This window comes from Microcystis viridis FACHB-1342 (assembly GCF_014698335.1).
Taxonomy (GTDB): Bacteria; Cyanobacteriota; Cyanobacteriia; order Cyanobacteriales; family Microcystaceae; genus Microcystis; species Microcystis ichthyoblabe_A.
The window spans coordinates 17,208-39,399 of record NZ_JACJSV010000002.1 but is presented as its reverse complement, the minus strand read 5'-3'; the positions used below and the strand labels follow the sequence as shown (position 1 = coordinate 39,399).

Genomic DNA, 22,192 nt, shown 5'->3' with positions numbered 1-22,192 from the left:
AGTATGGGTGATGGTTTATCTGATGACAAAGAATGGATATGTGGGGGATGTCTTTCAGGCATTGCTTACGGCGTTGTCAGATCAGAATATGAAGAATGAATTGCGACACAACGAGAGCCTTACTGTTAAAGCGTTTTCAAGTCTGCTCTGATGCGCCATCATCTTCAAACTTGACAACGCCTGGCAAGCATTCAAGCCTGGATGTCTGTCATGGATTTAGAAATTTGGTATCAAGGGGGGAATTCTGGTTTTTTCCTATTTTGTCAAGACCTCGGTAGTTAGGGTATTTTCCGAAAAATAGGGCAGTTTTCAGGCTACCCTAACCAGAAAATTAATCGCCAAAATGGGAGATAATCGCGTCGGCAAATTCGGAACATTTCAGGGGAGGATTAACGGGGGGTTCCATCAGACGCGCTAAATCGTAGGTAACTTGTCGATTAGCGATCGCAGCTGCGATGCCTTTTTTAATCAAATCGGCCGCTTCTTGCCATCCGATGTATTCCAACATCATCACCCCGGAAAGAATCACCGAACCGGGGTTAATTCGGTCTAAACCGGCGTGTTTAGGGGCTGTGCCGTGGGTTGCCTCAAAAATAGCGCAAGTATCGCCAATATTCGCCCCGGGTCCCATCCCTAAACCACCGACGATCGCCGCTGCTGCGTCGGAGAGATAATCGCCATTCAGGTTCATAGTAGCGAGGATCGAGTATTCATCGGGACGGGTTTGGATCTGTTGGAAGATACTATCGGCAATGCGATCGTTAACCATAATTTTATCTTTCCATTGCCCATTGCCGTGGGTTTCCCAGATAGCATCGAGAACACTGGTCACTTCTTGGCAGATTTTGGCTTTTTTCTCGTCGGTGAGGGCATCATAACCCGGTTCTACCATGCGGGCGTTATCTTCGATGCTCAGATCATGGTTTTTCTCCTTATTACTCAGGATCCATGATTCCATCTCGGTAACGCACACATCCCGGAATTCACTCTTAGCTAATTCATAACCCCAATCCCGGAACGCCCCTTCCGTATATTTCATAATGTTACCCTTGTGGACGAGAGTAACTTGATTTTTCGGTTTCGGTAAAGTCAGCGCTCGTTCGATCGCCCGGCGGACTAATCTTTGGGAACCCGTCTTACTAATCGGTTTGATCCCGATACCCGCATCGAGGGGAATTTGTTTTTTACCGTGTTCGGGAGTGGCGGGAATTAGTTCTGTATTGAGATAATTAATCAGTTTATCGGCGATTTCCGTGCCTTGTTTCCATTCGATGCCGAGATAGATATCCTCGGTATTTTCCCGATAGACGATGACATCGAGTTTTTCCGGGGTTTTATGGGGGGAAGGGGTTCCCGCATAGTAACGACAGGGACGAACACAGGCATAAAGGTCAAAAATTTGCCGCAGAGCCACATTCAGGGAACGAATGCCGCCACCGATGGGAGTGGTCAAGGGACCCTTGATGGCTATACCATATTCTTTAATCGCTGTCAATGTATCTTGGGGTAGATATTGATAAGTCCCGTAGATTTCGCAAGCTTCATCACCAGCATAGACTTTAAACCAATGGATTTTCCTTTGACCACCGTAGGCTGTGGCGATCGCTGCATCGATAACTTTTGCGGTTGCGGGCCAGATATCGACTCCCGTACCGTCACCGCGAATGAAGGGAATGATGGGATCGTCGGGAACTAGAGGTTTTCCGTCAGAAAAAGTAATTTTCGAGCCTGTTGTCGGTGGGGTAATTTTTTCGTAGCTGACAGTCATGGGCTTCCAGAAACAGTATTTATCTATACGTTGGCAGTCTAGCGCCGTCAATATCTATACTCAGGCATTTTGGCTAATTTCTTAAAGATTCCCTTGCTGGCATCAACTTCGTACCTCACCATTAAGATAACTGCCATAGTTAAGACTTTTTTAAGCTGCCCACGTATTTAAATTGCTTGTTGAGATGAGGCAAGAGACTTCGCAGGAATTTGATGACACTTTACCTAAAATTGGGCTTTTCTAGGTTCTGTGTGAGCATGGTATAATGGTGACACAGAACAGGAGGTGGGTTATGTGGATAAATTTTGATCAACTCCTCGATTTACCGAATGTAACAGGGGTCAATTATCAAAAAACTGCTCAGACAATTTTCTTAAAGCTCGCTCTTTTAAATGAAACAATTGAATGTCCGAATTGCCATCAAATATATATACTACAAGAGCCGAAACCCCTTATCCATTAATGGATACACCCATTAACTTTTCTGAATGTACCCGTGGAATGGTAGTCATGTATATAATACGAGTCTCAACTTAGTTGGGGTTTAACAACCTTTCTAGGTTTTGTTCACAGTTCTCTTTATGGGAGAGAATATTTAATTTTTCAGAAAGATGTAAGGCGCGTTGCCAGTGATTAATAGCTGATTTAAGATCATGGGTTTTTTCTTCAAATTCTGCCAAAACAATTAAAGTCTCTAGTTCTATATATCTTTCTCCAATATCGAGGGCAATATCTAAAGCTTGATTAAGATATTGATAGGCTAGATCATCCTTTCGAGTGATACTATAAATTTCTCCTAATCCAGCACAAGCATGGGCAACACTCGCCACATCTGAAATAGCTAAAGCTTTTTTCTTTTGTTGCTTAAAGTATTTTTCAGACTCCTCAAAATTTGCTTGTTGCCAATAAATTGCGGCTAAATTTCCCAAAGAAAAAATAATTCCTGCTTCATCGGTTATTTGCTCGGATAAATCAAGACTTCTTTGAGTGTAATCCATAGCTTGATTCAAATCATTGATTCGCTGGTATGCTTCTCCTAAATTTCGTAAAGCCATTGCTTGATAAATAAGATTTTTAATTTTTTCTGCCCATTTTAAGTATTTTGCTAAACAAGCAATAGTCTGGTCAATTTTTCCCTGATAACCATAACAATTACCCAGATTTAAATAAGCAACATTAATAATCTCAAATTTTTCGTCACAATCGGGAATAATCTCGGCTAGATTTAAAACTTCATTCAGTCCTATTTCAGCGCTTAAATATTCACCTTGTATTCCATCAATTGTTGCTATATTTCCTTTTCCTCTTGCTTTCCAAAGAGGATTATTTAATTGCTCGGCTAAGGATAAGAGTTTCTCCGCATAATTTTTTGCTTGGTCTAATTGTCCTAATTCTCGATACATATAACCAAGTTCACTTAAACAGAGAAAATCGGTTTCATTGTCAAGATTTCCTAATAATTCTTTACACAGTTTTATGCCCTCTTCATACTGTCACCAGATGAGTAATTGTTTGTGCAAAGGTAAAGAAGTTGGATCATGAATTTCTAAGGGTAAAGAAAACAAAGATTTAGCTTCTTTATACCAACCTAATCGACATAGACAGAGAAATGCTTCCACATAACGACTTGCCCGTTCTTGAATAGAGAGCTGCTGTCCCATTTTATCCTTAATATGGCGTTCATAACCAATTAAATGCCAGATAAATGCGCCAAAATGTGCTTTTTCAAAATGACTTCCTGTCGCTCCTAAAATTTCCCCTTTTTGTTTAACTTGAGCTAGTTCTCCAAAAACAGTAAAATCGATACTTGTGAGACGTTCTTTGACTCTTAATTGAGGAGATTTAAAATCATTCTCGGAAAAACAGCGATCGCCCTTCTTAACCTCAGCTAAAAACGCGATCGCCTTCTCCTATCTACACAGTAAAACAGCGATCGCCCCTGATTAAGCAATAGCAAATTCTGTTAATTTACGACTTGCAGGATCATGAAATGCTAAAACAATATCTTCTTTGGGAATCCCTGCTTCTAATAATTGAGAGGTGATTCCTATTTCTGTCCAATCCTGTTCAATATAAACTCTTTCATTTTTAATACGAATATGAATCTGAATATTGTTGATTTTCTTTTTGTTTATCCAACCAATAGACATCCATAGATAATGATCATGATTTTCATCAAAAATTAAACAGGTTTCTAGTTTTTTTTTGGATGAGCTATTCGCAATTGTGTCTAGCTTTGTTAAGGTATTTTGAATAATTTGGCGATAGTTAGTTAGTTTATCCATTGGACAATCTCCTCTTTTTCGATGTTGACAACTAATAAATCTAATTGGTGTCTTTTAATAACGGCTTGAATAGATTTTCGTTGGAAAAAAGTCTCATAAATTTCATCTTTGATAGCCAGATAGATTTCTTGGTATTCATCTTGCCCTAATTGAATAAGATCACGATAAAAAATATATTGTCCCAAAGCCATTTCAAAGTCTTTGATCATTGAAGGGCCAAGAAAGCTTTTAATTTCAATGATAATTTTACGTTGTCTTTGTTCTTCGGAAATATATTTCTCGATCGCCAGGTCTGGATACAATTCAGCGTCTTCATCGGAAATTTTGGGTCTGAAACCCCGCCGTTCTAGGTTGGCTTTACGTTAGAATTAAAAGGCCAGTCTCGAAAACCAAGTGGACGGCGCAGCACCTTGAAAACTCGGCTTAGGGGGTTCCGACCAGAAAAGCTTGGCCGGGTAAAAAGTCGCGCGCAACAAGTACAAGAAGCTATAGGCGGTCAACGTACCGTGGGACACACGGAATCGGGCTTCTGAAATGGGGCGAAAGTCTGTGGACTCTGTGTAAGACAGTACATGGTTTTTTAACTGTGGTATGCGACGGTGGTGGAAGCAGAAACTTAAATCGTGAGGTTTAGGAATCGCCGCACTTTTAGGGCGGCGAGGATGTCAAATTCAATAGGATAAGGATCAGCCGTAATTGTCCAGCCGTCTTTAATTAAGGCATTTTTAACGGCTTCGTGATAGAGGTCTTTTGCTGGCATTTGCCTCCTTCTATTTTGATCACTGGATTTATTATAAGCGATCGCCCTCCTCTTCTCACAGTAAAATAGCGATCGCCTCTTCCAAATTTTCATTAAAAACGCGATCGCCTATCGGTAGATGTCCTTTCGATGTCCAATATCTAAAATAATCACCTTTTTTGCGGAATCATCTATCGCGTAAATAACGCGATAAACTCCAATCCGAATCCGCCAGCCTTCTCGTCCTGTCAGTTTGAGACACCCTGCTGGTCTTGGATTGTCAGCTAATGCTCTAATCCCGTCTCGAACTTTCTGATAACTATCTTGGGGAAGATTAGCTAGAGCCTTAGAAGCTTGTTTTTTAATCGCAATAGTGTAATTCATTGACGACTATTTTCAATTTCGGCGATCGCCTCTTTAAAAGGAATTTCTTCCTCTTCCGAAATAGCTAAATCATAGGCTCTAATAGCATTCAATTCTTCAGAATCTTCTAGGAGTTTTCGATATTCCTCTATATCTAAAAGAATACCGATTTGATTACCCTGTTCATCAGTAATATACTTTTGCTTTAATGGCATTGATAATTACCTTGTTTGTTAATTTTATCCCCTATTATAGCTCAAATTTCTCCTTCATCCTCAACTCAACAGCGATCGCCACTCTCGCCTTTACAGAAAAACAGCGATCGCCCTTCTCAAACTTAAAAAACAGCGATCGCTCCAATTAAAGTTAAGATGAGAAACTATACCTCAACTTATCGGCTCTTCTAGGTTCTGTGTGACAAGTTTAATTGACATAGGATCGATCGATCTTTGTGTCCTTTGTGTCTTTGTGGTTCGTTCCACCCCCTCGCTCTTGAGAAATGTATCTTAGAATACATTTTACCCACCAAAGCTGGGAGAGCCCCTTATCCTAAGAATTAAAGATTAAAAAGTATTTCCTATTCTACAAACTAATGGTATTAATTTAGCTAGAGTTGAGGGTTTGACTTTAGAAAATTGGAATGCTATAATAATGCCTAAATACCAATATTCGGAATAAGTAATTATGCCATCTTTAGACTTCTTAATTAAAGAATTGAATAATAATGGTAGCGAAGTAATAGATATAATTAAAATTTATTCCCCAAACACCATTAAGCAAAAAGTTATCGGAAATCCGACAGAGGGCAATTTCGGCTGGATTGCAACTGCTCAATGAAGACGAAATAGAACAAGAACTTGCTGCACGTCGAGGAGGATGCAGTGAGTCATGAAATTGCTGGCACTTACGGTTTAGCGGCGATGGATGCACTTCATGTTGCTGCTGCGCTGGAAATTCAAGCTGATGAACTAATCACCACCGAAAAGCAAACCAAACCAAACCAATGCACCGAGTCAGGGAAATTCAGATTGTTTCAATCTAATGTGACCGCTGAAGGGGTGACAACGAGTTGCTTGTCATACTAAATCCAGTTATTAAAAACTGATTATGTATTCCCCCTTTTGCATGAGCAGCAAAAATAAATTCAGAACGATTTTGCGCCGTTTCAGCGATCACTAAAATTGTTAAGAATTGTACAACCCTCTTGTTATAAGGCTTTTTATGTCATGAAACCTTAAAATGAGAATTGCTGTTTTCTGTGCGTTACTCAGTCTCAACTTAGTTGGGGTTTAACAACCTTTCTAGATTTTGTTCACAGTTCTCTTTATGGGAGAGAATATTTAATTTTTCAGAAAGATGTAAGGCTTGTTGCCAGTGATTAATAGCTGATTTAAGATCATGGTTTTTTTCTTCAAATTCTGCCAAAATAATTAAAGTCTCTAGTTCTATATATCTTTCTCCAATATCGAGGGCAATATCTAAAGCTTGATTAAGATATTGATAGGCTAGATCATCCTTTCGAGTGATACTATAAATTTCTCCTAATCCAGCGCAAGCATGGGCAACACTCGCCACAATGGTAAACAGTTTACATCATTATCATCTACATCGGTGCGGCTACTGTCGTCGGATGGAGTTGATGTCAATCACTTATTTAGCGGTCAAATACCAGAGCGTCACTATGAGCAACTTTCTTGTTGGCTTAATTTAAAACCAAACGAGGAAAAGGACTTAACGGCACAAACATTTGCAACGCTAAAGACCACAAATTACACCCAAAAAGATCCCCTATTCACTTTAAGGACTGTCCGAAGAATGTTACAGGATAACGGTCTTCTCTTTGTCTATGATATATCCCAAACCCCTGATATTGAGCAATATGTGAAGATTCTGTTTTCTTGTGCTGGATTTATTGTATTAAATAACATTGGCAACTGCTGGATTCTTTGCAAAAGAGCCTTACTTTCTTTTGATGTGCCAAAGGTCAAAGGCTATCTGGTCAAGGAAGCGGAAACACCAGCAGAAATTGAATCCTATTTCTTATTTCTCAAGAATCGCTATCCTGAGTCACAAAATTATTGCAAAGAAATCGACGATTTATTTACTCACCAATCGGTTATTTTTCTAGCCTATCCTGAACAGAATCCCTCTCAGGTAATCGGTGTTGCACGCTATACCTATTCTCTGCCTGAATATGGCTACTATTTGCCTTGTCAACTGGCAACACTTTGTGAAGGAAACCACACAGGAAAGCATTTGATGTTACCCAAAAATGTAACAAGCATCGGAGAAAGTCTCTCTCTCTATGATGAAAAGGGAACTGGCAAAAAAGGAACAAGTTATCTTGTTTATCAGCAATTGATTCGAGCTATCTTGACTTACAAACATGATATTGCTCACACTGAAATTTCCTACACGACTTATCCAAAAGGGGACGAAACCATTGAAGCACTCTATAAAGAACGTTTTGGATTTAAGCACACTCTACACGATAATGAAAAAGTTTGCTTAAAATATGGAACATTTGCCGGTCAATGGTATCTCATTGAACTGGAGCAGTGGATGATTAAGCATCAGTACCACAACGCTGACCAGATTTTTCATAAACATAAGGAAGCGTTTGCGGTGTGAAGTCTAGCTCAATAGTTTGCCGATAAATACTAGATTTTGGGAACTTAAGGTAAATTATCCTGAAAATTGGCTATATCCTTAAGTGTCCCGAAGTCAATCTCAGCTTTAGATGTCATATTCCTTACTCTATAAGGGTTTGAGGCTATTTTAAAATTGATACCAGTTTGGGTAGATTCCCAAATTATTCTCAAGCTATACTGGCATACCAGATGCGGCCTGTTCAGCCGAAACTTAGAAATAAGTGGATGATTGGCTTTTGTCGAATAACCGATAGGTTAGAATTCGCACTTTACCTGAATAAATTGTATGGTTTTGGTGTATTATGTATCAACAACAAGTTCAACTTTTGGGAAATCCTTTAACGCTTAAAGTCAGCAATCCAGATGTTAATCAGTCCTGTAATATTATTGGAATTGATAACAATGGAGAAGGGAAATCTTTATACGTCTATAATGTCGTAGCGGATGCGTTAGAATCTAATAAACGCAATATTGAAGACTTAATCAAGGAATATGAAAGACAGACAAATATTGCTTTTAAAGTTTTGATTGCGCTATCCGATGGCGTTATTTGGGTACTAACCACTGTTATGAGTATCTTTACCTCTATCTTCGGAGGAGTTGGTGGTGCTGGAATTTATGGCATTATGTTTGTCTTAATTATCCTTGCTTTGTTGGCGATAGCATGGATTTATGCCTTAATGGTAATTCTACCTCTTATGGCAATTTCTTATGGTACTAGACTGTGGTTAGAACAAGTTTCTAAAAAAGCCATAGAACAATTAAGCAGAGACGCAAGAGAGGTGGCGCGTAAATCTTTAAAAGGAACTCAAGATTCCTTACAATTACCTGAAAATAATTCGTAATCTACCTCAAAAATTATCTTTTTTCTAAGCCAATAAGAGGGTTTAATGAACAGTTTCTGGCAAGACTTTTTTACCTTTCGGAAAATGGTTAGCATTACCATTATCAAGTTTCTCTATATCTTAGGCTTGTTTATGATTACCCTAGGAGGTTTAAGTGGACTATTTGTGGAACCTTTAGCAGGAATCGCTACTTTAATTATTGGTAATTTATTCTGGCGAATTTTCTGTGAATCATTGATTCTAGTTTTTAGTATTCACCAAGAATTAGTCAAGCTTAACAGTAAGTAATGTTTTCAGCAATTGACCATCTTGCGAATTGAAAATCATGAAAAAAATTAACTTCATCTTATCTATTTTTATCCTGAGTCAGCTAGGGTTTAGCTTACCACTTAAAGCTCAATCTCGCTGTCAAGCAACCATTAATTCTATTGTCAATGAAATAGAATCTAAAGGAGTTAGAAGGGTGATACTTACAAAAAGGACTGTGACTAATAGGAGAAATCCCACTAATAGAAAAGATGAAATTAGTTTCGTATTAAGCCCTTATAATGAAAGCTATACATCTCTTGATACAAGAAGTGATAGGATTGTTGATAACATCATGAGGTCTCCTGTTTTAATGAAAAGTTATGCCGATAGAATAGTTTCTAATTGTCAAGATATTGCTGCTGTAAAATTTATTGCCCATGGCTCAGATTACATTCAAGAATTTGCTATTCAATCTGATGGAAAACCTCGCCTACGAGATTGCATTGATTCTGATACTAGATTAACTCCTAATTGGAATGAAATGTATTGTTATTAAGCTTCTAAAAGTCTTAATTAACCTCAAATATTTCTTTCATTAATTTAGCAAAAAATATGAAAATTACTCATTTATTTTTTATCACCTGTCTTGTCAGTTTAACCAGCTTAGTCTTACCAGTAAACGCTCAAACATGGCGTCGTCATCAAGAAAATAACTATCGTAATGTGGTAGCTATTGTTAAACCTCATCGGAGTGGATATTGTAGCAATCATTTTATTCGACAAGATGGCAGGGTTTATGACGCAAGAAAGGGGACTCGTGGAAGTTATTTAATTGTTGATCAAGTCGTCTCATTAACAGGTGTTATTAACACCAATAATAGAGGTGATAAAATTTGGCAAGTTTTCTATCAACCCTCACGCACAACCATGTGGTTACATGACTGTGATTTATCTATTCCTCAACTCGTTGATTAATTAACAATAACCCAGAGGTTTAAACATGAAAACAATTCAAAATTCAATTGCTCGTATGATTGCTAATAGAGAGCAAATTTGGCAACAATATGATCGGGCTGATTCTAATCGAAAAGACCTAAGTAAACGCTTTGCTAAATATTATAGTAATACAAGTAAAGTTACGACTATTTCCCCTTTAACTTCTCAACAATTAGCCCCTGCTGAAATTGAAGCTTGTCTGGATAAATTAGAAGAAACAGACCGTAAAATTAACCAAGAAAAGTCTAACATAGAATCTCATAAAAATGAGATAAAGTCTTTAAAAATTAAGGCTCGTAACCTAATCATTGGGCTAAGTGTAGGAGGTGCTTTCCTGTTGTTTACTTTATTTGTTTTTATTAAAGGTAACTCCTCTGATGACTCTAATTCTTCTCAACTGTATCAGTTAAATACTCAAAAAAATGTTTTAAAATTATCTAAACAAGGAGAATAATGCTTATGTTTTGGCAACAACAAATTGAAGGGTTAAACCAAAAAATTGAACAAAGTAGTCAACGCATAACCGACTATTTAGGGTTTTGTGCTTCTTTGTTCAATCATGGTAAATTAAACGGCGAACAATTACCTAATTATTTTGGAAAATTTCTCCAAGATAGCTATCTATCGACTCAATCTTATTTAGAACAGCAACCATTAGAAATAATAGGAAGTTGGCAAGATTATCGTTGGGAAAATTGGAACATTAACGATAATTTATTATCCTCATTAGAGCCTACAGAATTAATTCGTATTGGTCAATTAGTTGAACAAAGATCGAGTAATAATACTTTTTGTGTTCCCGAATTTGCTCCCTTTATTGGTGGGAATAAAACTATTATTATTCGCTGTAGCAATAATACCCGTAATACGGGACTAGAATTACTGCAATCTCTTGTGATTCGTACCGCTATTTTACTTCCTTATCAAATACGTTATACCTTCTGCGATCCCGTTAATAATGGGGGTGCATTTTTAATGCGTCGTTCCCTTCCTGAGGCTTTGATTAGAGAAAATAGTGGCGAAGTTTATCGAGATTTATTAGAAGTAACTCAAGATATTCGTCGCGTCAAAGAAACCTATTTAGATCCTCAGTCTCCTGCCTTACATTTACTCCCCCCAGATATTCGAGTCAATGAAAGATTTGAGGGGATTTTTGTCGCAGATTTTCCTAAAAGATATGACCGTAGAGATATTGAAGAATTACAAAAAATTGGTAATAGTGGACCAGAAGCTGGAAGATATGTGTTTATTCACTATAATCAAGATATTGATCTCCCTAGAGATATTAATATGAGTGGGTTTGAAAATGCCTTTTATATTGATCTCAGTAAACAGTCAAAGACAGCAACATCTTGTCAACTTCAATTTAAAGCGGATAGTATTCCCGACGCGGATTTACAAAAACAATTACTTGATAAAGTTAAACAAGCTAAACCCCCCGAACGAAAATTAGATTGGGATGATATAGTAGGAATTGATCCGCAAAATTGGTGGAATTATAGTAGTGAAGAATGGATAACCACACCTATCGGTGGAAGAGGAAGTTCTGATCAATTAAATATTTGGTTTGGTAAAGATAGCGAAGGTCATCAATGCGCTCATGGTATGCTAGGAGCAATGACTGGATCAGGAAAATCTACCCTGTATCATGGGCTTATTTTAGGCTTGGCAACTCGTTATAGTCCCTCAGAATTAAGATTTTATCTCATTGATGGCAAATATGGCGTAGAATTAGCCCCCTATCGCAATTTGCCCCATACCGAAGTAGTTTCCTTACATTCCTCCCCTGAATTATCGCGTAGTGTTTTAACTGAATTAATCGCCGAAAAAGAACGACGTAACGCCTTATTTAAAAGATTAGGGGTGTCAGAATTGGCAGGTTATCGCCGCCTAGGACAACCAGAGGGCAAAATGCCCCGTATTCTTCTAATTATTGATGAATATCAGGAGTTATTTTTTAACGACAAAGAGGATACTGCTTCCAGTCAACTACTGATTTTAGCCCAACAGGGGCGAAGTGCGGGTATTCATATGTTACTCGCTTCCCAAAGGTTTGGGGCTGAAGGAATGCGGAATCAAACGGGAATTTTGGGTAATATTCACCTGAGAATGGGAATGCAGATGTCAAAAACAGAAATTCAAGCCCTGACAGAATTTGGAAAACGAGGAAAACAATTATTAATGACCTGTGATTTGCCGGGGAAAATTGTTATTAATGACCGTAGTGGCGATGATAACTCTAATTATTTTGGGAAAGTGGCATTTATCGAAAAATCTCGCCGAGATATGATCATTAACGCTTTATCTCAAAAAGCTCATCAACTCTCCCCAGAAGATTACACGGAAACAGTGGTCTTTGATGGAGATTCTCAGCCTAATTTAGCAGATAATCCTCAATTACGCCATATTTTAGATTACGGTAAATGGTTAACCTCAGAAGATTGGGAAAAAATCGCCCGTTTACCTTTCTACAAAGGAGGATTAGGCATTTCTGACTGGTTTAGTGCAGAATACCCGGTCTTAACATGGCTAGGACAAGAATTTAGTGTAAGGCAACAGGCAAGGCTGATATTACGCCGTCGTCCAAGTGAAAACCTTCTAGTTATCGGTGGAGACTATAATACAGCCCGTTATGGAATTCTATCGGCTATTTTGACCAGTCTTGCTATTAATGGCAATCTTCAACAATCTCGTTTTGTTGTGGTAGATCGCAGTGTATCCGGTACACAATGGCATTTAGCATTGGAAGAAGTATGTCAGATTATTCTAAGACCTTTGGGCTTTACGACGGCATTTAACCGAGAAAATCGAATTATTACGGCAATTTTGAACAATTTAATTGTTCAACTTGACGAAAGAAACCAACTCAGTGAAGCAGACTTGATGACTCAACCTTCTATTTTCGTCATCATGACGGAATTAGATAGAGTAGATGACTTAAGACGGAGCAATGAGCAGTCTTATAGCCCAGAAAGTCACTTAACTACTCAAATTAAGCGATTATTGAAGGAAGGACCGAGTAAAGGTATTCATCTCATCCTCAGTTTTTCAGGGATCAAGGCTTTCTCTAATGTCCTTGATATTCGGCGAAATTTAGCTTATTTTCGCCATAGAGTCGCTTTACAGATGTCAGAAGATGATTCTTTCACCTTTGTTAGTGATCGCCAAGCCTCACGTTTACAAGCAGATGGAGATGTCCCAATTAAAGCCCTTTATCGGGATACGGATAGCGATCGCACTACTCTTTTTAAACCTTATAGTACGGAATCTACCCCCGAATTTAAGCAACAAATAGAGAAAATTGCTAATAGTTTGATCAAAAGAGCTTAAAGCTTAATTTAACCATGGATGACTCATTTTTACAACTCAAACACTTTCAACAGACCCTCGAACAATTCCATGATCGCGTTCAATCGGCGTGGCGAGAAGTGGAAACCACCTATGAGGATCTTTCTCCCCATTGGCAAGACCAAAAACGACAAAAACATGACGAAATGTGGCTTGATTTGCAAGAAAAGACTAATAATTATTATAGTCGCCAAATTCCCACCTATAATGATTTTTTAAACCATAAGTTACAAGTATTAGAGAGGTATTTAAACGGTGGATAATTCCCGAAAAACAGCCCTTTTAGCCTATCAAACTGCACTCAATCAATATTATTTGATTTTAAGCGAAGAATTGGAATTTCTCGATACGGCATGGCGATCGCTTGATGAAGTTTTTCAAGGATCAGCCGCCGAAGAATTTACAGGTTTTTGGACAAGAACCTTGGCAGAAATGGAAGATTCAAGGCTAGAAGTTCAGAAAATCCTCAATTTTATCCAAGAAATCCCCGATAAATCTTAATCATTATGACTATTCAAGATCCCCGTATTCTCATTAACCTTCTCAATGACTTAATTGAAGAACTTAGATACTGGAAAATAACCGCCCGTGATACCCTGGATCAAATGTCATGGCATCAAAGGCAAAGTGAAGAAAAAGTCAGTCAAGCTCTGTATCATGCTTCAATTATTCAAGATCAGGCTAAAAATGATCAAAAATTAGTTGATCAGGCTAATGATGAAGTTGCTCAATTGTTATCTAATTGTCATCAAGTCTTAGAAAAAGCTCAACAAAATTTGGCAGCAGCTCAAAATACCCAAAATCAGGCGCAATCAACCTTAAATCATTGGCAAACTCAGCTAAGTCTTGCGTTAGCTTGGTTAGAAAGGGCAGAAGACCGATTACAACGTGCCATAAACGAAAGACAGCAAGCAGAATTTACTTTACGCAGTGCAGAATCTGAATTACAAAGCGCACAATCCGCCCTCACCAGTTGCCAAAATTCAGGCTATACTGACAAGGATGGACGATATCATGCGCCCAATTGTTCTGGTCAGCAAGCTAAGGTTAGTCAAGCCCAAAATGCGGTTCAAGCTGCAATCCAACGCTTAAATAAAGCCATTGAAGAAGAAAAAGCAGCAAGAGAAGAAGTCGCACGAGCGCAAGCTAGGGTTAATTGTTGTCGAAATGCCATCGGATATGCTCAAACAGCCGTCTATCAGGCGAATATTACTTTAAATTATGCCCATAATGCCCTGAGTTTTGCCGAACGTAGTTTAGAAAACGCAGATGCAGCTAGACGGGAAGTTGATAGAGCGCAATTAGAGGCAAGCAATGAGCAGGAAATGGCAGATTTAATGTCTTTAGCCGTAAATAATGCCCGCAATTTCACCGAAGAAGCCCGAAATGATTTCAAAGGAGCGGAAAAGCAAGGAAACTCCGCTCAATGTTTAGAAATTGGGGTAACAAGAGAAATAGAATATCGAGTAGAAAGTCTGATTGAATTCAACCGTCCTTTTCAATTTTAGTGATTTTTGGAGGATAAAAAATGATGGAAGATATTGTTTGGAAGATGCAGCAGCGATCTCGCACTCTGCAAGACTATCGTAAAGATATTCGAGGCCTATGGCAAGATGAGGCTGCCAAAACTCTTAACCGTCGTTATCTTGACCCCCATGAAGATGACGATCAGAAAATGATAGAATTTTTGCAGAAACAGGTACAAGGCTTAGAAAAAACTAATGAGGAGTTGGTTAAAGCCAAAGATTATGCTTTAGAGGCTGAACGCTATTCCCAACAAGTTGAACATTTCTTAGAACGAGAAAAACAGGAAGTTAAACAAGCTTATTATTCTTATGATCGATCTATCGAATATTACGGCTTAACTCAAGCAGAATTACCTAATATTCACAGATTAATTCAACAAGCTAATCGCAGTTGTAACTAAAAAAGATATTTATATTACGAAATTTTATTAAAAATAAATGTTTGATAAATATCTATCTTAGACAGAAAAAAAGATGAATAACTAAGAGAATAAAAACAATGTTAAGTTACCAGAATATCAAAACTATTTTTTCCCAGAAATCATTTTTAGCGATTGCAGCTGAAACCTATGAAAGCTATAAAACAGAAACAGGTGGCATTTTTTTAGGAATTAGAAACCCTAATAAATGGTATATTTTAGAAACCTTAGATTCGGGTCTAAATCCTATCTTTCGCCCCGGCTATTTTGAGTATGATAATGCTTATATCAACCACCTGTCTAACAAAATTGCCAGATTTTATCGAGAACCCATAGAAGTTCTTGGACTATGGCATAGACATCCGGGCAGTTTTGATTACTTTTCCTTAACTGATGATACAATTAATAAAAAATATGCTTCTCAACATTCTGAGGGAGCTATTTCAGCCTTAGTTAATTTTGACCCATTTTTTCGATTGACTATGTATCACGTTTCCCTCCCTTCTCAATCTGATTCACGACCCGAATATACTAAGCTTTCTATAGAAATTGGAGATCAATTAATTCCCAAAAATTTGCTAACTATTAAATCTTTATCTGATTATTTGTCAATAGTTAATGATTAATTTTATTCAATCTAGTTACACAAGTATTAACTTTTTTCATACTTAACTTAATTGACGGTGAATAGATTATCAGGCTATAATCCTAAAAAGTGAAATTTCAGACTATGCCCAATCTCAATACCAGTGCTAACGTCAAAAAAAGAATTCTGATCTTCTTAGAAAGACTATTAACTCATGTTAATAAGGAATCACGAGATCATCAGTATTGGTCGAATCACCTATCTTTCAGGTGGCTTGCAGAAGGTGCATCACATCCTAAGCTAATTGTCTATACAACTTTAAAAATATTAACAGATTTTTGTCATGGAATTACTAAGCAAAAGTTAGGGGCTGCCATTACTGTTGAACAGATGAGAAATGACCTTAAGGTTTTACAAGAATGGGAAATACTAACAGATAATAGATACAAACAAGCTAAAGGCGTAGCAAATTTGCACTTTACCCTAAATCTTTGGCATTCATCAACAGAAGAAAATTTGAAAAAATTTGAGGAAGAATGGGATAAGCGTAAATCTCCCGGTCTTGAAAACTCATCAATTAAAACAGAAATAAATTATGATAATTTCGGATTAATTCCTGATATTTCTCAGATTTATGGGAGAGAAAAAGAACTAGAATTATTAAAACAAAAGTTTTTTCAAAATAGTCCCCCGTGTAAAATTATCGGAATTTTCGGAATAGCAGGAATCGGAAAAACATCTCTTGTCTGTAAACTGATTGAGCAAATTCAAGAGGAATTTTATCGTGTTATCTATTGGTCTTTTTTGAATCCCCCTTTACCCCTAGAATTTCTGGAAAATACAAGTAATATTATTTCACAGAATATTAGTTTTAAGACAGAAGATAAATTTAAAATAAAACTGATAAAATTTATCAAGATACTAGCCAAATATCGTTGTTTATTGTTTTTAGATAATATTGATGCGATTATTGAGCATGAAAACTATCGAGAATATAGTGAAATTTTACAAGCAATTGGTCAGTCAAAGCACAACAGCTGTTTAATTATAACCAGTCGAAAAATTCCTCAAAAACTTGAATCGTTAGTGGGAAATAAAACTTCAACTTATTTCCGAGAGTTACAAGGACTTGACTATCAAACTGGACGGCAAATTTTGAGAGATATTGACACCTTTCATGGTACAGAGGATGAATGGCAATTTTTAATTCAACAAGTCTGTCACGGCAATCCTTTATTCATCAAATCTATCGCTCATCATATTCAAGAAGTTCATCATAATAACCTCTCGGATTTTCTTTTAAAAGGGAATCTTCTGATAGAAAAAGTCGAGTCTATTTTAAATTCTTACTTTCAGCAACTATCTAATTTAGAAAAAGCGATTATTTTTGAGTTAGCGATTAATCGAAATCCAGTTTCTTTGTCGGAACTAGAACATAATATTATCATTGAACCTGACGGTAAAAGTATCCAAGAAGGGATCAGATCATTATCTAGCAAAATTCTGTTAGATAAAAAAGATGACTACTTTACCATACATCCTCTACTGATTGAATATTTCACTCAAAAAATTATTACCATAGCAACCGAAGAAATCAAAACTCAAAAATTCCAATTATTAAGAAGTAACTCCTTGACTAAAACTACTGTTCCTGATTATCTAAGAAAGATTCAAATTAATGTTATTTTACACCCAATAATTAAGAACTTAATCCATAATTTTCAAGAAAATAATCTAGAAAGAAAACTAATCGATTGTTTAAAGACATTAAAAAATGAACCTTCTGGACAAATTGGGGGCATTGCTGGCAATATTATTAACTTACTTAATATACTGAAAAATGGTCACTTAATCGGCTACGATTTTTCCCATATCCCTATTCGACAAGTCGATTTTTCAAACATTAGACTCAATCAAGTAGATTTTTCATACTCACAGTTTTTTGACTGTATTTTTCCTCAAACTTGTGGCAGTATTTTATCAATTTCTTGCAGTCAGTTTAATCGCTCTTTTCCAAGAGAAGAGCTTTTAGCAACTGGTGACAGTCATGGGATGATTTACCTCTGGAAAGTCAAACAAGACGGAAAATTAGAATTAAGCAAAAGTTTTCCTGCTCACGGAAGCTGGGTGTGGTCAGTAGCCTTAAATTCCGAGGGACAGTTACTAGCAAGTGGGGGACAAGATGGAATTGTTAAAATTTGGTCTATTACAACAGATCTATCTATAAATTGTCATTCTTTGCCCCACCCTTCTCAAAAACATTATGCTCCTATTAGAGCAGTTACTTTTAGTGCTGATAGTAAGTTTTTAGCCACAGGAAGTGAGGACAAAACTATTAAAATATGGTCAGTTGAAACAGGAGAATGTCTCCACACCCTTGAAGGACATCAAGAACGAGTAGGTGGTGTTACTTTTAGTCCAAATGGTCAACTTTTAGCCAGTGGCAGCGCTGATAAAACCATCAAAATATGGTCAGTTGACACAGGAAAATGTCTCCATACTCTTACAGGACACCAAGATTGGGTTTGGCAAGTTGCCTTTAGTTCTGATGGTCAACTTCTAGCCAGTGGAAGTGGGGATAAAACCATTAAAATATGGTCTATTATAGAAGGAGAATATCAAAATATTGATACTTTAACAGGACACGAAAGCTGGATTTGGTCAATTGCTTTTAGTCCGGACGGTCAATATATAGCCAGTGGAAGTGAAGATTTTACACTGCGATTATGGTCAGTAAAAACCAGAGAATGTCTTCAATGTTTTAGGGGATATGGCAATCGATTATCATCGATTACTTTCAGTCCCGATAGTCAATATATTTTGAGTGGGTCTATAGATCGATCGATCCGATTATGGTCTATCAAAAACCATAAATGTCTTCAACAGATTAATGGTCATACTGACTGGATCTGTTCAGTAGCTTTTAGTCCCGATGGAAAAACATTGATAAGTGGAAGTGGAGATCAAACGATTAGATTATGGTCAGGGGAAAGTGGCAAAGTAATTAAAATTTTACAAGAAAAAGATTATTGGGTTTTATTGTATCAAGTCGCGGTTAGTGCGAATGGTCAACTGATTGCTAGTACCAGTCACGATAACACCATCAAACTTTGGGATATTAGGACAGATGAAAAGTACACTTTTTCCCCAGAACATCAAAAGCGCGTATGGTCGATCGCTTTTAGTCCTAATAGTCAAATGCTGGTAAGTGGTAGTGGAGATAATTCTGTTAAGCTTTGGTCAGTTCCGAGAGGATTTTGTCTTAAAACTTTTGAGGAACATCAGGCCTGGGTATTATCAGTAAATTTTAGTCTTGATGGAAAATTAATAGCAACTGGTAGTGAAGATCGAACTATTAAACTCTGGTCTATTGAAGATAATATGACTCAATCTTTGCGGACTTTTAAAGGTCATCAAGGAAGAATTTGGTCTGTTGTCTTTAGCTCTGACGGTCAGCGATTAGCCAGTTCAAGTGATGATCAAACGGTCAAAGTTTGGCAAGTCAAAGATGGTAGATTAATTAATAGTTTTGAAGGTCATAAGTCTTGGGTATGGTCAGTAGCTTTTAGTCCCGATGGGAAGTTACTAGCAAGTGGGGGGGATGACGCAACAATCCGAATTTGGGATGTTGAAACAGGCCAACTTCATCAACTCCTGTGTGAACATACTAAAAGTGTCAGGTCAGTGTGTTTTAGTCCCAACGGTAACACATTGGCCAGCGCAGGTGAAGACGAGACGATTAAACTTTGGAACCTAAAAACAGGAGAGTGTCAGAACACTTTACGCTCTCCTAGACTTTATGAACAAACAAATATTAAGGGAGTAGAAGGGTTGAATTATGAAACGAGCAACACCATGAAAATTTTAGGAGCTTTTCTGTCACGTTGAAGAGAGGATAGAAGTTAGTCAAGGGAGTCTCATTGAGAGGTAATCCCGATCTGAAAATCCCTAAAACCCCACACCCCACTTCATAATTCATCATTCATAATTCATCATTCATAATTCCCATGTAGTCTTAACGGGTTACTCCATCCACCACCGGACGGACATCGCTGCCCTCAAAATAGCCGGGGTTACCTGTCCAGTTGAAATCCGAAACGCGGATGTTGAGTATTCCCAACTGCAGCACTGGGTTATAGCGCAAAATTAAACTATAGGTGCGACGACTCCATTCGAGAAAATATTCTGTACTGATTTCCTTCGCTTGATCGATACTATAAATACTCTGGAAACCCACGCGAATCGGACCATATACCTGTTGAGTTATACCATAGGACATGGTTTGTTGATCAACAAAGCGATCAAAGAAAAAGGGTGATTGTCCGTTAACTAAACCCTGACTAAAACTGAGATTAAACCCAGTATAGTCGAAAAAATTGCGGGAAAAACGCCCAAACTGTCCTAATAATCCCACAGTTCCCGTGACGGAATTTTGCGTCTCTCCATTAGTGTAATAACTGCTGACACCGGTGACACCAGTGACAATAGCAATATAGGGTTGAACGGGAAGAGGAGAAAATCTTAAACCTTGGTCGGGAGTCGGTGGTAAAGTAAGGGCAGACCAGAGTAAAAAACTGCGATTGAGGGAGACAGCACCCTGAAAACGGCTTAAATTAGTAACATTATCCGTTGCATTGGCCGCTAGGAGATCACTGCGATCGGTGGGTGCGTTAACATTCTGAACAGAAGCTTGATAACTGAGTCTAATATCCGTATTCGGGACGACAATCACCGGTGAGGTCAAAATTGCCCCAAAACTGCTATTAACCGTCTGAAAACCCAAAGAACCGTTAAAGAGACGCTCGCGATAATTGTACTCCACATTGAGCAGATAGGGATCCTGCAACTGTCCGATCGTCTGTTGAAAGCGAATTTTAGAACGAACAATATTTTCGATCTGTTCCAAATCTAAATTAGAAAAAGAAGCTGTCGCTTGCAAAAACGAGCGCTCACCAAAATTAGTGGCAAAATTGCCCAACAAACCGAAAGCTTTCGGACTAAGGGCCGAAACTTCGCCACCTCCGGGGTTAGCTGAGGGAAAAGCATCGGGATTAAGGACTTTTTGAATTAAATATTGCGGTGTCAACTCAAAAAGAGTCTTCGGTGTCTCCACTAAAGTTAGGGGACTTTCTACGAAAAATCCGCCCCGATCCTCCCCATCATAGCCTGGGGCAATTAAAAAAGGACGACGACGACGGCGATCGAACGTAAGACTATTAATAAAAGTGGGTGCCACTACCCGTTGATCGAAAACCAACTGGGAATTACTCATCCGTAACTCATCGGTAAAGGGGCCGGTACTGCGAAAAGTGGCGGAATTAGCTCGAACTTCCAATTCAGGGGGGGAAAAAGGGTCATTCGTCAGACGCACATTAGTGGCATTCCACACCTTACCATCAAAATTCAAGCGTTCGGCCTGAAAACGGACACGATTAATCGTTCCCCCCGATGGACTACTAATATTCTGTCGATCGCGTCGACTGGGATCCTGTCCCCCGACGACAAATTGAAAACCCTCTCCCGTGGTGATTCTCTGCAAGGGTTGATTTAATGCCAAACGATCGGTTAGGGTTCCAAAAGAACCACCGGCCCCCACATCCGTGGGCAGCGTTTGTCCTAAATCCCTAGCGGTGCTGGGTTGAAAAATCTCCCCATTAGCATTAAATACCACACCGCTATCCTGGACGAAATAATACTCAAAGCGATCGCCGCGCAGGATTTGATCTCCCCGGGTTAGGATCACCTGGCCCTCCGCTACCGCTAACTTTTCGGGAAGATTAATCTGTAAGCGATCAGCTGTTAGTACACTTTGGGCAAAACGCAGGGTAACATTACCTCTAGCGGTGATAATCTGCCGATTTTGGTCAAATTCCTGCTCATCGGCCACCAATTCTAGGGGCTTTTCCCCTTCTGGATTAACTGCAGCGGTCTGAGCTAGGCTGTTATTGAGGGAAATCCAGTATTCTTGGCTGGTTTTTTCGCCTTTTTTCCGCACTAATAGCCGAGTCGAGCCATTTTTCTGGTTAAGAGCTTTTTGATTTAATCCTGAAACTATCTCGGTTTCGGGATGAATGGTGACACCAACGGCTGCGGGGGGTGGAGAATTCTGGACAGAAAGGGGTTTTCCTAAAGCTGCCGCATCACCCCCACTGCTAGGTAAAGGTTCTAAGGGAATACCCTGATCGGGAACCAAGGGTTTTACCTCGACGGTTTCCGGGGGTGGAGTGACGGTGAGGGGAATAGAAACGCTCTCTTCTGAAGGCTTTTTTGCCTCTAGAGGTGCTGGGGTGACAGGGAGGGGAACTACAGACGTGGGAATATTTTCAGCAACTTGGCGCTCCTCCGTTTCCGGTTCGGCTACAGTATTAATCAGGGCAGGTGGTTCAACAGCTAAGAAAAAAAAAGACATGACTGCAC

The 22,192-nt window shown here is 38.4% G+C and carries 21 protein-coding genes and 4 pseudogenes; 16 read left to right on the top strand and 9 right to left on the bottom strand.

Features of this window, described 5'->3' with window-relative positions; all coding sequences use genetic code 11:
* Window positions 1-331: 331 nt before the first annotated feature.
* Entirely contained in the window at window positions 332-1,768 is a 1,437-nt protein-coding gene (locus H6G40_RS01160; protein WP_190537147.1) for an NADP-dependent isocitrate dehydrogenase, read from the bottom strand.
* Window positions 1,769-2,060: 292 nt separating this feature from the next.
* On the opposite strand from H6G40_RS01160, the pseudogene H6G40_RS01155 reads away from it, so the two are divergent.
* Window positions 2,061-2,192 (top strand): annotated as a pseudogene (locus H6G40_RS01155) (ISL3 family transposase); the annotation flags it as partial.
* Between the two features lie 109 nt (window positions 2,193-2,301).
* Here H6G40_RS01155 and H6G40_RS01150 read toward each other — a convergent pair.
* The 6 genes and pseudogenes from H6G40_RS01150 to H6G40_RS01125 all read right to left on the bottom strand — a co-directional run bounded on the left by H6G40_RS01150 (window position 2,302) and on the right by H6G40_RS01125 (window position 5,370).
* A pseudogene (locus H6G40_RS01150) lies at window positions 2,302-3,669 on the bottom strand (tetratricopeptide repeat protein).
* Between the two features lie 42 nt (window positions 3,670-3,711).
* Complete coding sequence (locus tag H6G40_RS01145) at window positions 3,712-4,053, bottom strand: XisI protein (protein ID WP_002803043.1); 342 nt, start codon at window positions 4,051-4,053, stop codon at window positions 3,712-3,714.
* A complete protein-coding gene (locus tag H6G40_RS01140) occupies window positions 4,041-4,376 on the bottom strand; it encodes an element excision factor XisH family protein (protein ID WP_069475651.1) in 336 nt (111 codons plus the stop codon). Before H6G40_RS01140 ends, H6G40_RS01145 begins: the two co-directional genes overlap by 13 nt.
* 293 nt (window positions 4,377-4,669) lie before the next feature.
* Entirely contained in the window at window positions 4,670-4,813 is a 144-nt protein-coding gene (locus tag H6G40_RS01135) for an element excision factor XisH family protein (RefSeq protein WP_081330935.1), read from the bottom strand.
* Window positions 4,814-4,921: 108 nt separating this feature from the next.
* The gene (locus H6G40_RS01130; protein WP_002760111.1) at window positions 4,922-5,176 is read right to left on the bottom strand and encodes a type II toxin-antitoxin system RelE family toxin; all 255 of its coding nucleotides are present in this window, start codon (window positions 5,174-5,176) and stop codon (window positions 4,922-4,924) included.
* Window positions 5,173-5,370, bottom strand: coding sequence for a hypothetical protein (locus H6G40_RS01125; RefSeq protein WP_069475652.1), 198 nt, complete (start codon window positions 5,368-5,370; stop codon window positions 5,173-5,175). Before H6G40_RS01125 ends, H6G40_RS01130 begins: the two co-directional genes overlap by 4 nt.
* 469 nt (window positions 5,371-5,839) lie before the next feature.
* Here H6G40_RS01125 and H6G40_RS01120 point away from each other — a divergent pair, with 469 nt between their 5' ends.
* Together H6G40_RS01120 and H6G40_RS01115 are read left to right on the top strand one after the other, a co-directional pair.
* Window positions 5,840-5,992: a hypothetical protein gene (locus H6G40_RS01120; RefSeq protein ID WP_176721700.1), complete on the top strand. Its 153-nt coding sequence runs from the start codon at window positions 5,840-5,842 to the stop codon at window positions 5,990-5,992.
* Between the two features lie 20 nt (window positions 5,993-6,012).
* A pseudogene (locus H6G40_RS01115) lies at window positions 6,013-6,197 on the top strand (hypothetical protein).
* 236 nt (window positions 6,198-6,433) lie between these two features.
* On the opposite strand, the pseudogene H6G40_RS01110 reads toward H6G40_RS01115, so the two are convergent.
* A pseudogene (locus H6G40_RS01110) lies at window positions 6,434-6,730 on the bottom strand (tetratricopeptide repeat protein); the annotation flags it as partial.
* Here H6G40_RS01110 and H6G40_RS01105 point away from each other — a divergent pair.
* The 13 genes from H6G40_RS01105 (at window position 6,713) to H6G40_RS01045 (ending at window position 19,663) form a co-directional block, all read left to right on the top strand.
* The gene (locus tag H6G40_RS01105; RefSeq protein ID WP_069475654.1) at window positions 6,713-7,786 is read left to right on the top strand and encodes a hypothetical protein; all 1,074 of its coding nucleotides are present in this window, start codon (window positions 6,713-6,715) and stop codon (window positions 7,784-7,786) included. The pseudogene H6G40_RS01110 and the gene H6G40_RS01105 sit on opposite strands and share 18 nt — an antisense overlap.
* Window positions 7,787-8,108: 322 nt before the next feature.
* Window positions 8,109-8,651: a hypothetical protein gene (locus H6G40_RS01100; protein WP_069475655.1), complete on the top strand. Its 543-nt coding sequence runs from the start codon at window positions 8,109-8,111 to the stop codon at window positions 8,649-8,651.
* 45 nt (window positions 8,652-8,696) lie between these two features.
* On the top strand, window positions 8,697-8,939 hold the full coding sequence (locus H6G40_RS01095) for a DUF4282 domain-containing protein (protein ID WP_069475656.1): 243 nt from the start codon (window positions 8,697-8,699) through the stop codon (window positions 8,937-8,939).
* A gap of 37 nt (window positions 8,940-8,976) precedes the next feature.
* Complete coding sequence (locus H6G40_RS01090) at window positions 8,977-9,456, top strand: hypothetical protein (protein ID WP_069475657.1); 480 nt, start codon at window positions 8,977-8,979, stop codon at window positions 9,454-9,456.
* Between the two features lie 56 nt (window positions 9,457-9,512).
* The gene (locus tag H6G40_RS01085) at window positions 9,513-9,875 is read left to right on the top strand and encodes a hypothetical protein (protein WP_002779156.1); all 363 of its coding nucleotides are present in this window, start codon (window positions 9,513-9,515) and stop codon (window positions 9,873-9,875) included.
* Between the two features lie 25 nt (window positions 9,876-9,900).
* Window positions 9,901-10,350, top strand: coding sequence for a hypothetical protein (locus H6G40_RS01080; protein WP_052276207.1), 450 nt, complete (start codon window positions 9,901-9,903; stop codon window positions 10,348-10,350).
* Window positions 10,351-10,355: 5 nt separating this feature from the next.
* Complete coding sequence (locus tag H6G40_RS01075; protein WP_190537145.1) at window positions 10,356-13,226, top strand: FtsK/SpoIIIE domain-containing protein; 2,871 nt, start codon at window positions 10,356-10,358, stop codon at window positions 13,224-13,226.
* Window positions 13,227-13,240: 14 nt separating this feature from the next.
* On the top strand, window positions 13,241-13,507 hold the full coding sequence (locus H6G40_RS01070; RefSeq protein ID WP_002741504.1) for a hypothetical protein: 267 nt from the start codon (window positions 13,241-13,243) through the stop codon (window positions 13,505-13,507).
* On the top strand, window positions 13,500-13,745 hold the full coding sequence (locus H6G40_RS01065) for a hypothetical protein (RefSeq protein WP_002741506.1): 246 nt from the start codon (window positions 13,500-13,502) through the stop codon (window positions 13,743-13,745). Before H6G40_RS01070 ends, H6G40_RS01065 begins: the two co-directional genes overlap by 8 nt.
* A gap of 5 nt (window positions 13,746-13,750) precedes the next feature.
* Window positions 13,751-14,752: a coiled-coil domain-containing protein gene (locus H6G40_RS01060; RefSeq protein ID WP_069475658.1), complete on the top strand. Its 1,002-nt coding sequence runs from the start codon at window positions 13,751-13,753 to the stop codon at window positions 14,750-14,752.
* Window positions 14,753-14,775: 23 nt separating this feature from the next.
* Window positions 14,776-15,171, top strand: a complete 396-nt coding sequence (locus tag H6G40_RS01055) for a hypothetical protein (protein ID WP_016516321.1) — start codon at window positions 14,776-14,778, stop codon at window positions 15,169-15,171.
* Between the two features lie 98 nt (window positions 15,172-15,269).
* Complete coding sequence (locus tag H6G40_RS01050; RefSeq protein ID WP_002734089.1) at window positions 15,270-15,815, top strand: Mov34/MPN/PAD-1 family protein; 546 nt, start codon at window positions 15,270-15,272, stop codon at window positions 15,813-15,815.
* Window positions 15,816-15,919: 104 nt separating this feature from the next.
* On the top strand, window positions 15,920-19,663 hold the full coding sequence (locus H6G40_RS01045; protein ID WP_190537143.1) for a WD40 repeat domain-containing protein: 3,744 nt from the start codon (window positions 15,920-15,922) through the stop codon (window positions 19,661-19,663).
* 127 nt (window positions 19,664-19,790) lie between these two features.
* Here the strand turns inward: H6G40_RS01045 and H6G40_RS01040 are convergent, their stop codons facing one another.
* The gene (locus H6G40_RS01040; RefSeq protein ID WP_190537141.1) at window positions 19,791-22,184 is read right to left on the bottom strand and encodes a DUF3769 domain-containing protein; all 2,394 of its coding nucleotides are present in this window, start codon (window positions 22,182-22,184) and stop codon (window positions 19,791-19,793) included.
* Between the last annotated feature and the right edge of the window lie 8 nt (window positions 22,185-22,192).

Bases quoted from the DNA above. Each gene is read 5' to 3' on its own strand.
- H6G40_RS01105 (WP_069475654.1), top strand. From the start codon at position 6,713: ATGGGCAACACTCGCCACAATGGTAAACAGTTTACATCATTATCATCT.
- H6G40_RS01045 (WP_190537143.1), top strand. From the start codon at position 15,920: ATGCCCAATCTCAATACCAGTGCTAACGTCAAAAAAAGAATTCTGATC.
- H6G40_RS01070 (WP_002741504.1), top strand. From the start codon at position 13,241: ATGGATGACTCATTTTTACAACTCAAACACTTTCAACAGACCCTCGAA.
- H6G40_RS01055 (WP_016516321.1), top strand. From the start codon at position 14,776: ATGGAAGATATTGTTTGGAAGATGCAGCAGCGATCTCGCACTCTGCAA.
- H6G40_RS01095 (WP_069475656.1), top strand. From the start codon at position 8,697: ATGAACAGTTTCTGGCAAGACTTTTTTACCTTTCGGAAAATGGTTAGC.
- H6G40_RS01080 (WP_052276207.1), top strand. From the start codon at position 9,901: ATGAAAACAATTCAAAATTCAATTGCTCGTATGATTGCTAATAGAGAG.
- H6G40_RS01040 (WP_190537141.1), bottom strand. From the start codon at position 22,184: ATGTCTTTTTTTTTCTTAGCTGTTGAACCACCTGCCCTGATTAATACT.
- H6G40_RS01120 (WP_176721700.1), top strand. From the start codon at position 5,840: ATGCCATCTTTAGACTTCTTAATTAAAGAATTGAATAATAATGGTAGC.
- H6G40_RS01050 (WP_002734089.1), top strand. From the start codon at position 15,270: ATGTTAAGTTACCAGAATATCAAAACTATTTTTTCCCAGAAATCATTT.
- H6G40_RS01075 (WP_190537145.1), top strand. From the start codon at position 10,356: ATGTTTTGGCAACAACAAATTGAAGGGTTAAACCAAAAAATTGAACAA.
- H6G40_RS01130 (WP_002760111.1), bottom strand. From the start codon at position 5,176: ATGAATTACACTATTGCGATTAAAAAACAAGCTTCTAAGGCTCTAGCT.
- H6G40_RS01125 (WP_069475652.1), bottom strand. From the start codon at position 5,370: ATGCCATTAAAGCAAAAGTATATTACTGATGAACAGGGTAATCAAATC.
- H6G40_RS01145 (WP_002803043.1), bottom strand. From the start codon at position 4,053: ATGGATAAACTAACTAACTATCGCCAAATTATTCAAAATACCTTAACA.
- H6G40_RS01100 (WP_069475655.1), top strand. From the start codon at position 8,109: ATGTATCAACAACAAGTTCAACTTTTGGGAAATCCTTTAACGCTTAAA.
- H6G40_RS01060 (WP_069475658.1), top strand. From the start codon at position 13,751: ATGACTATTCAAGATCCCCGTATTCTCATTAACCTTCTCAATGACTTA.
- H6G40_RS01090 (WP_069475657.1), top strand. From the start codon at position 8,977: ATGAAAAAAATTAACTTCATCTTATCTATTTTTATCCTGAGTCAGCTA.
- H6G40_RS01160 (WP_190537147.1), bottom strand. From the start codon at position 1,768: ATGACTGTCAGCTACGAAAAAATTACCCCACCGACAACAGGCTCGAAA.
- H6G40_RS01085 (WP_002779156.1), top strand. From the start codon at position 9,513: ATGAAAATTACTCATTTATTTTTTATCACCTGTCTTGTCAGTTTAACC.
- H6G40_RS01135 (WP_081330935.1), bottom strand. From the start codon at position 4,813: ATGCCAGCAAAAGACCTCTATCACGAAGCCGTTAAAAATGCCTTAATT.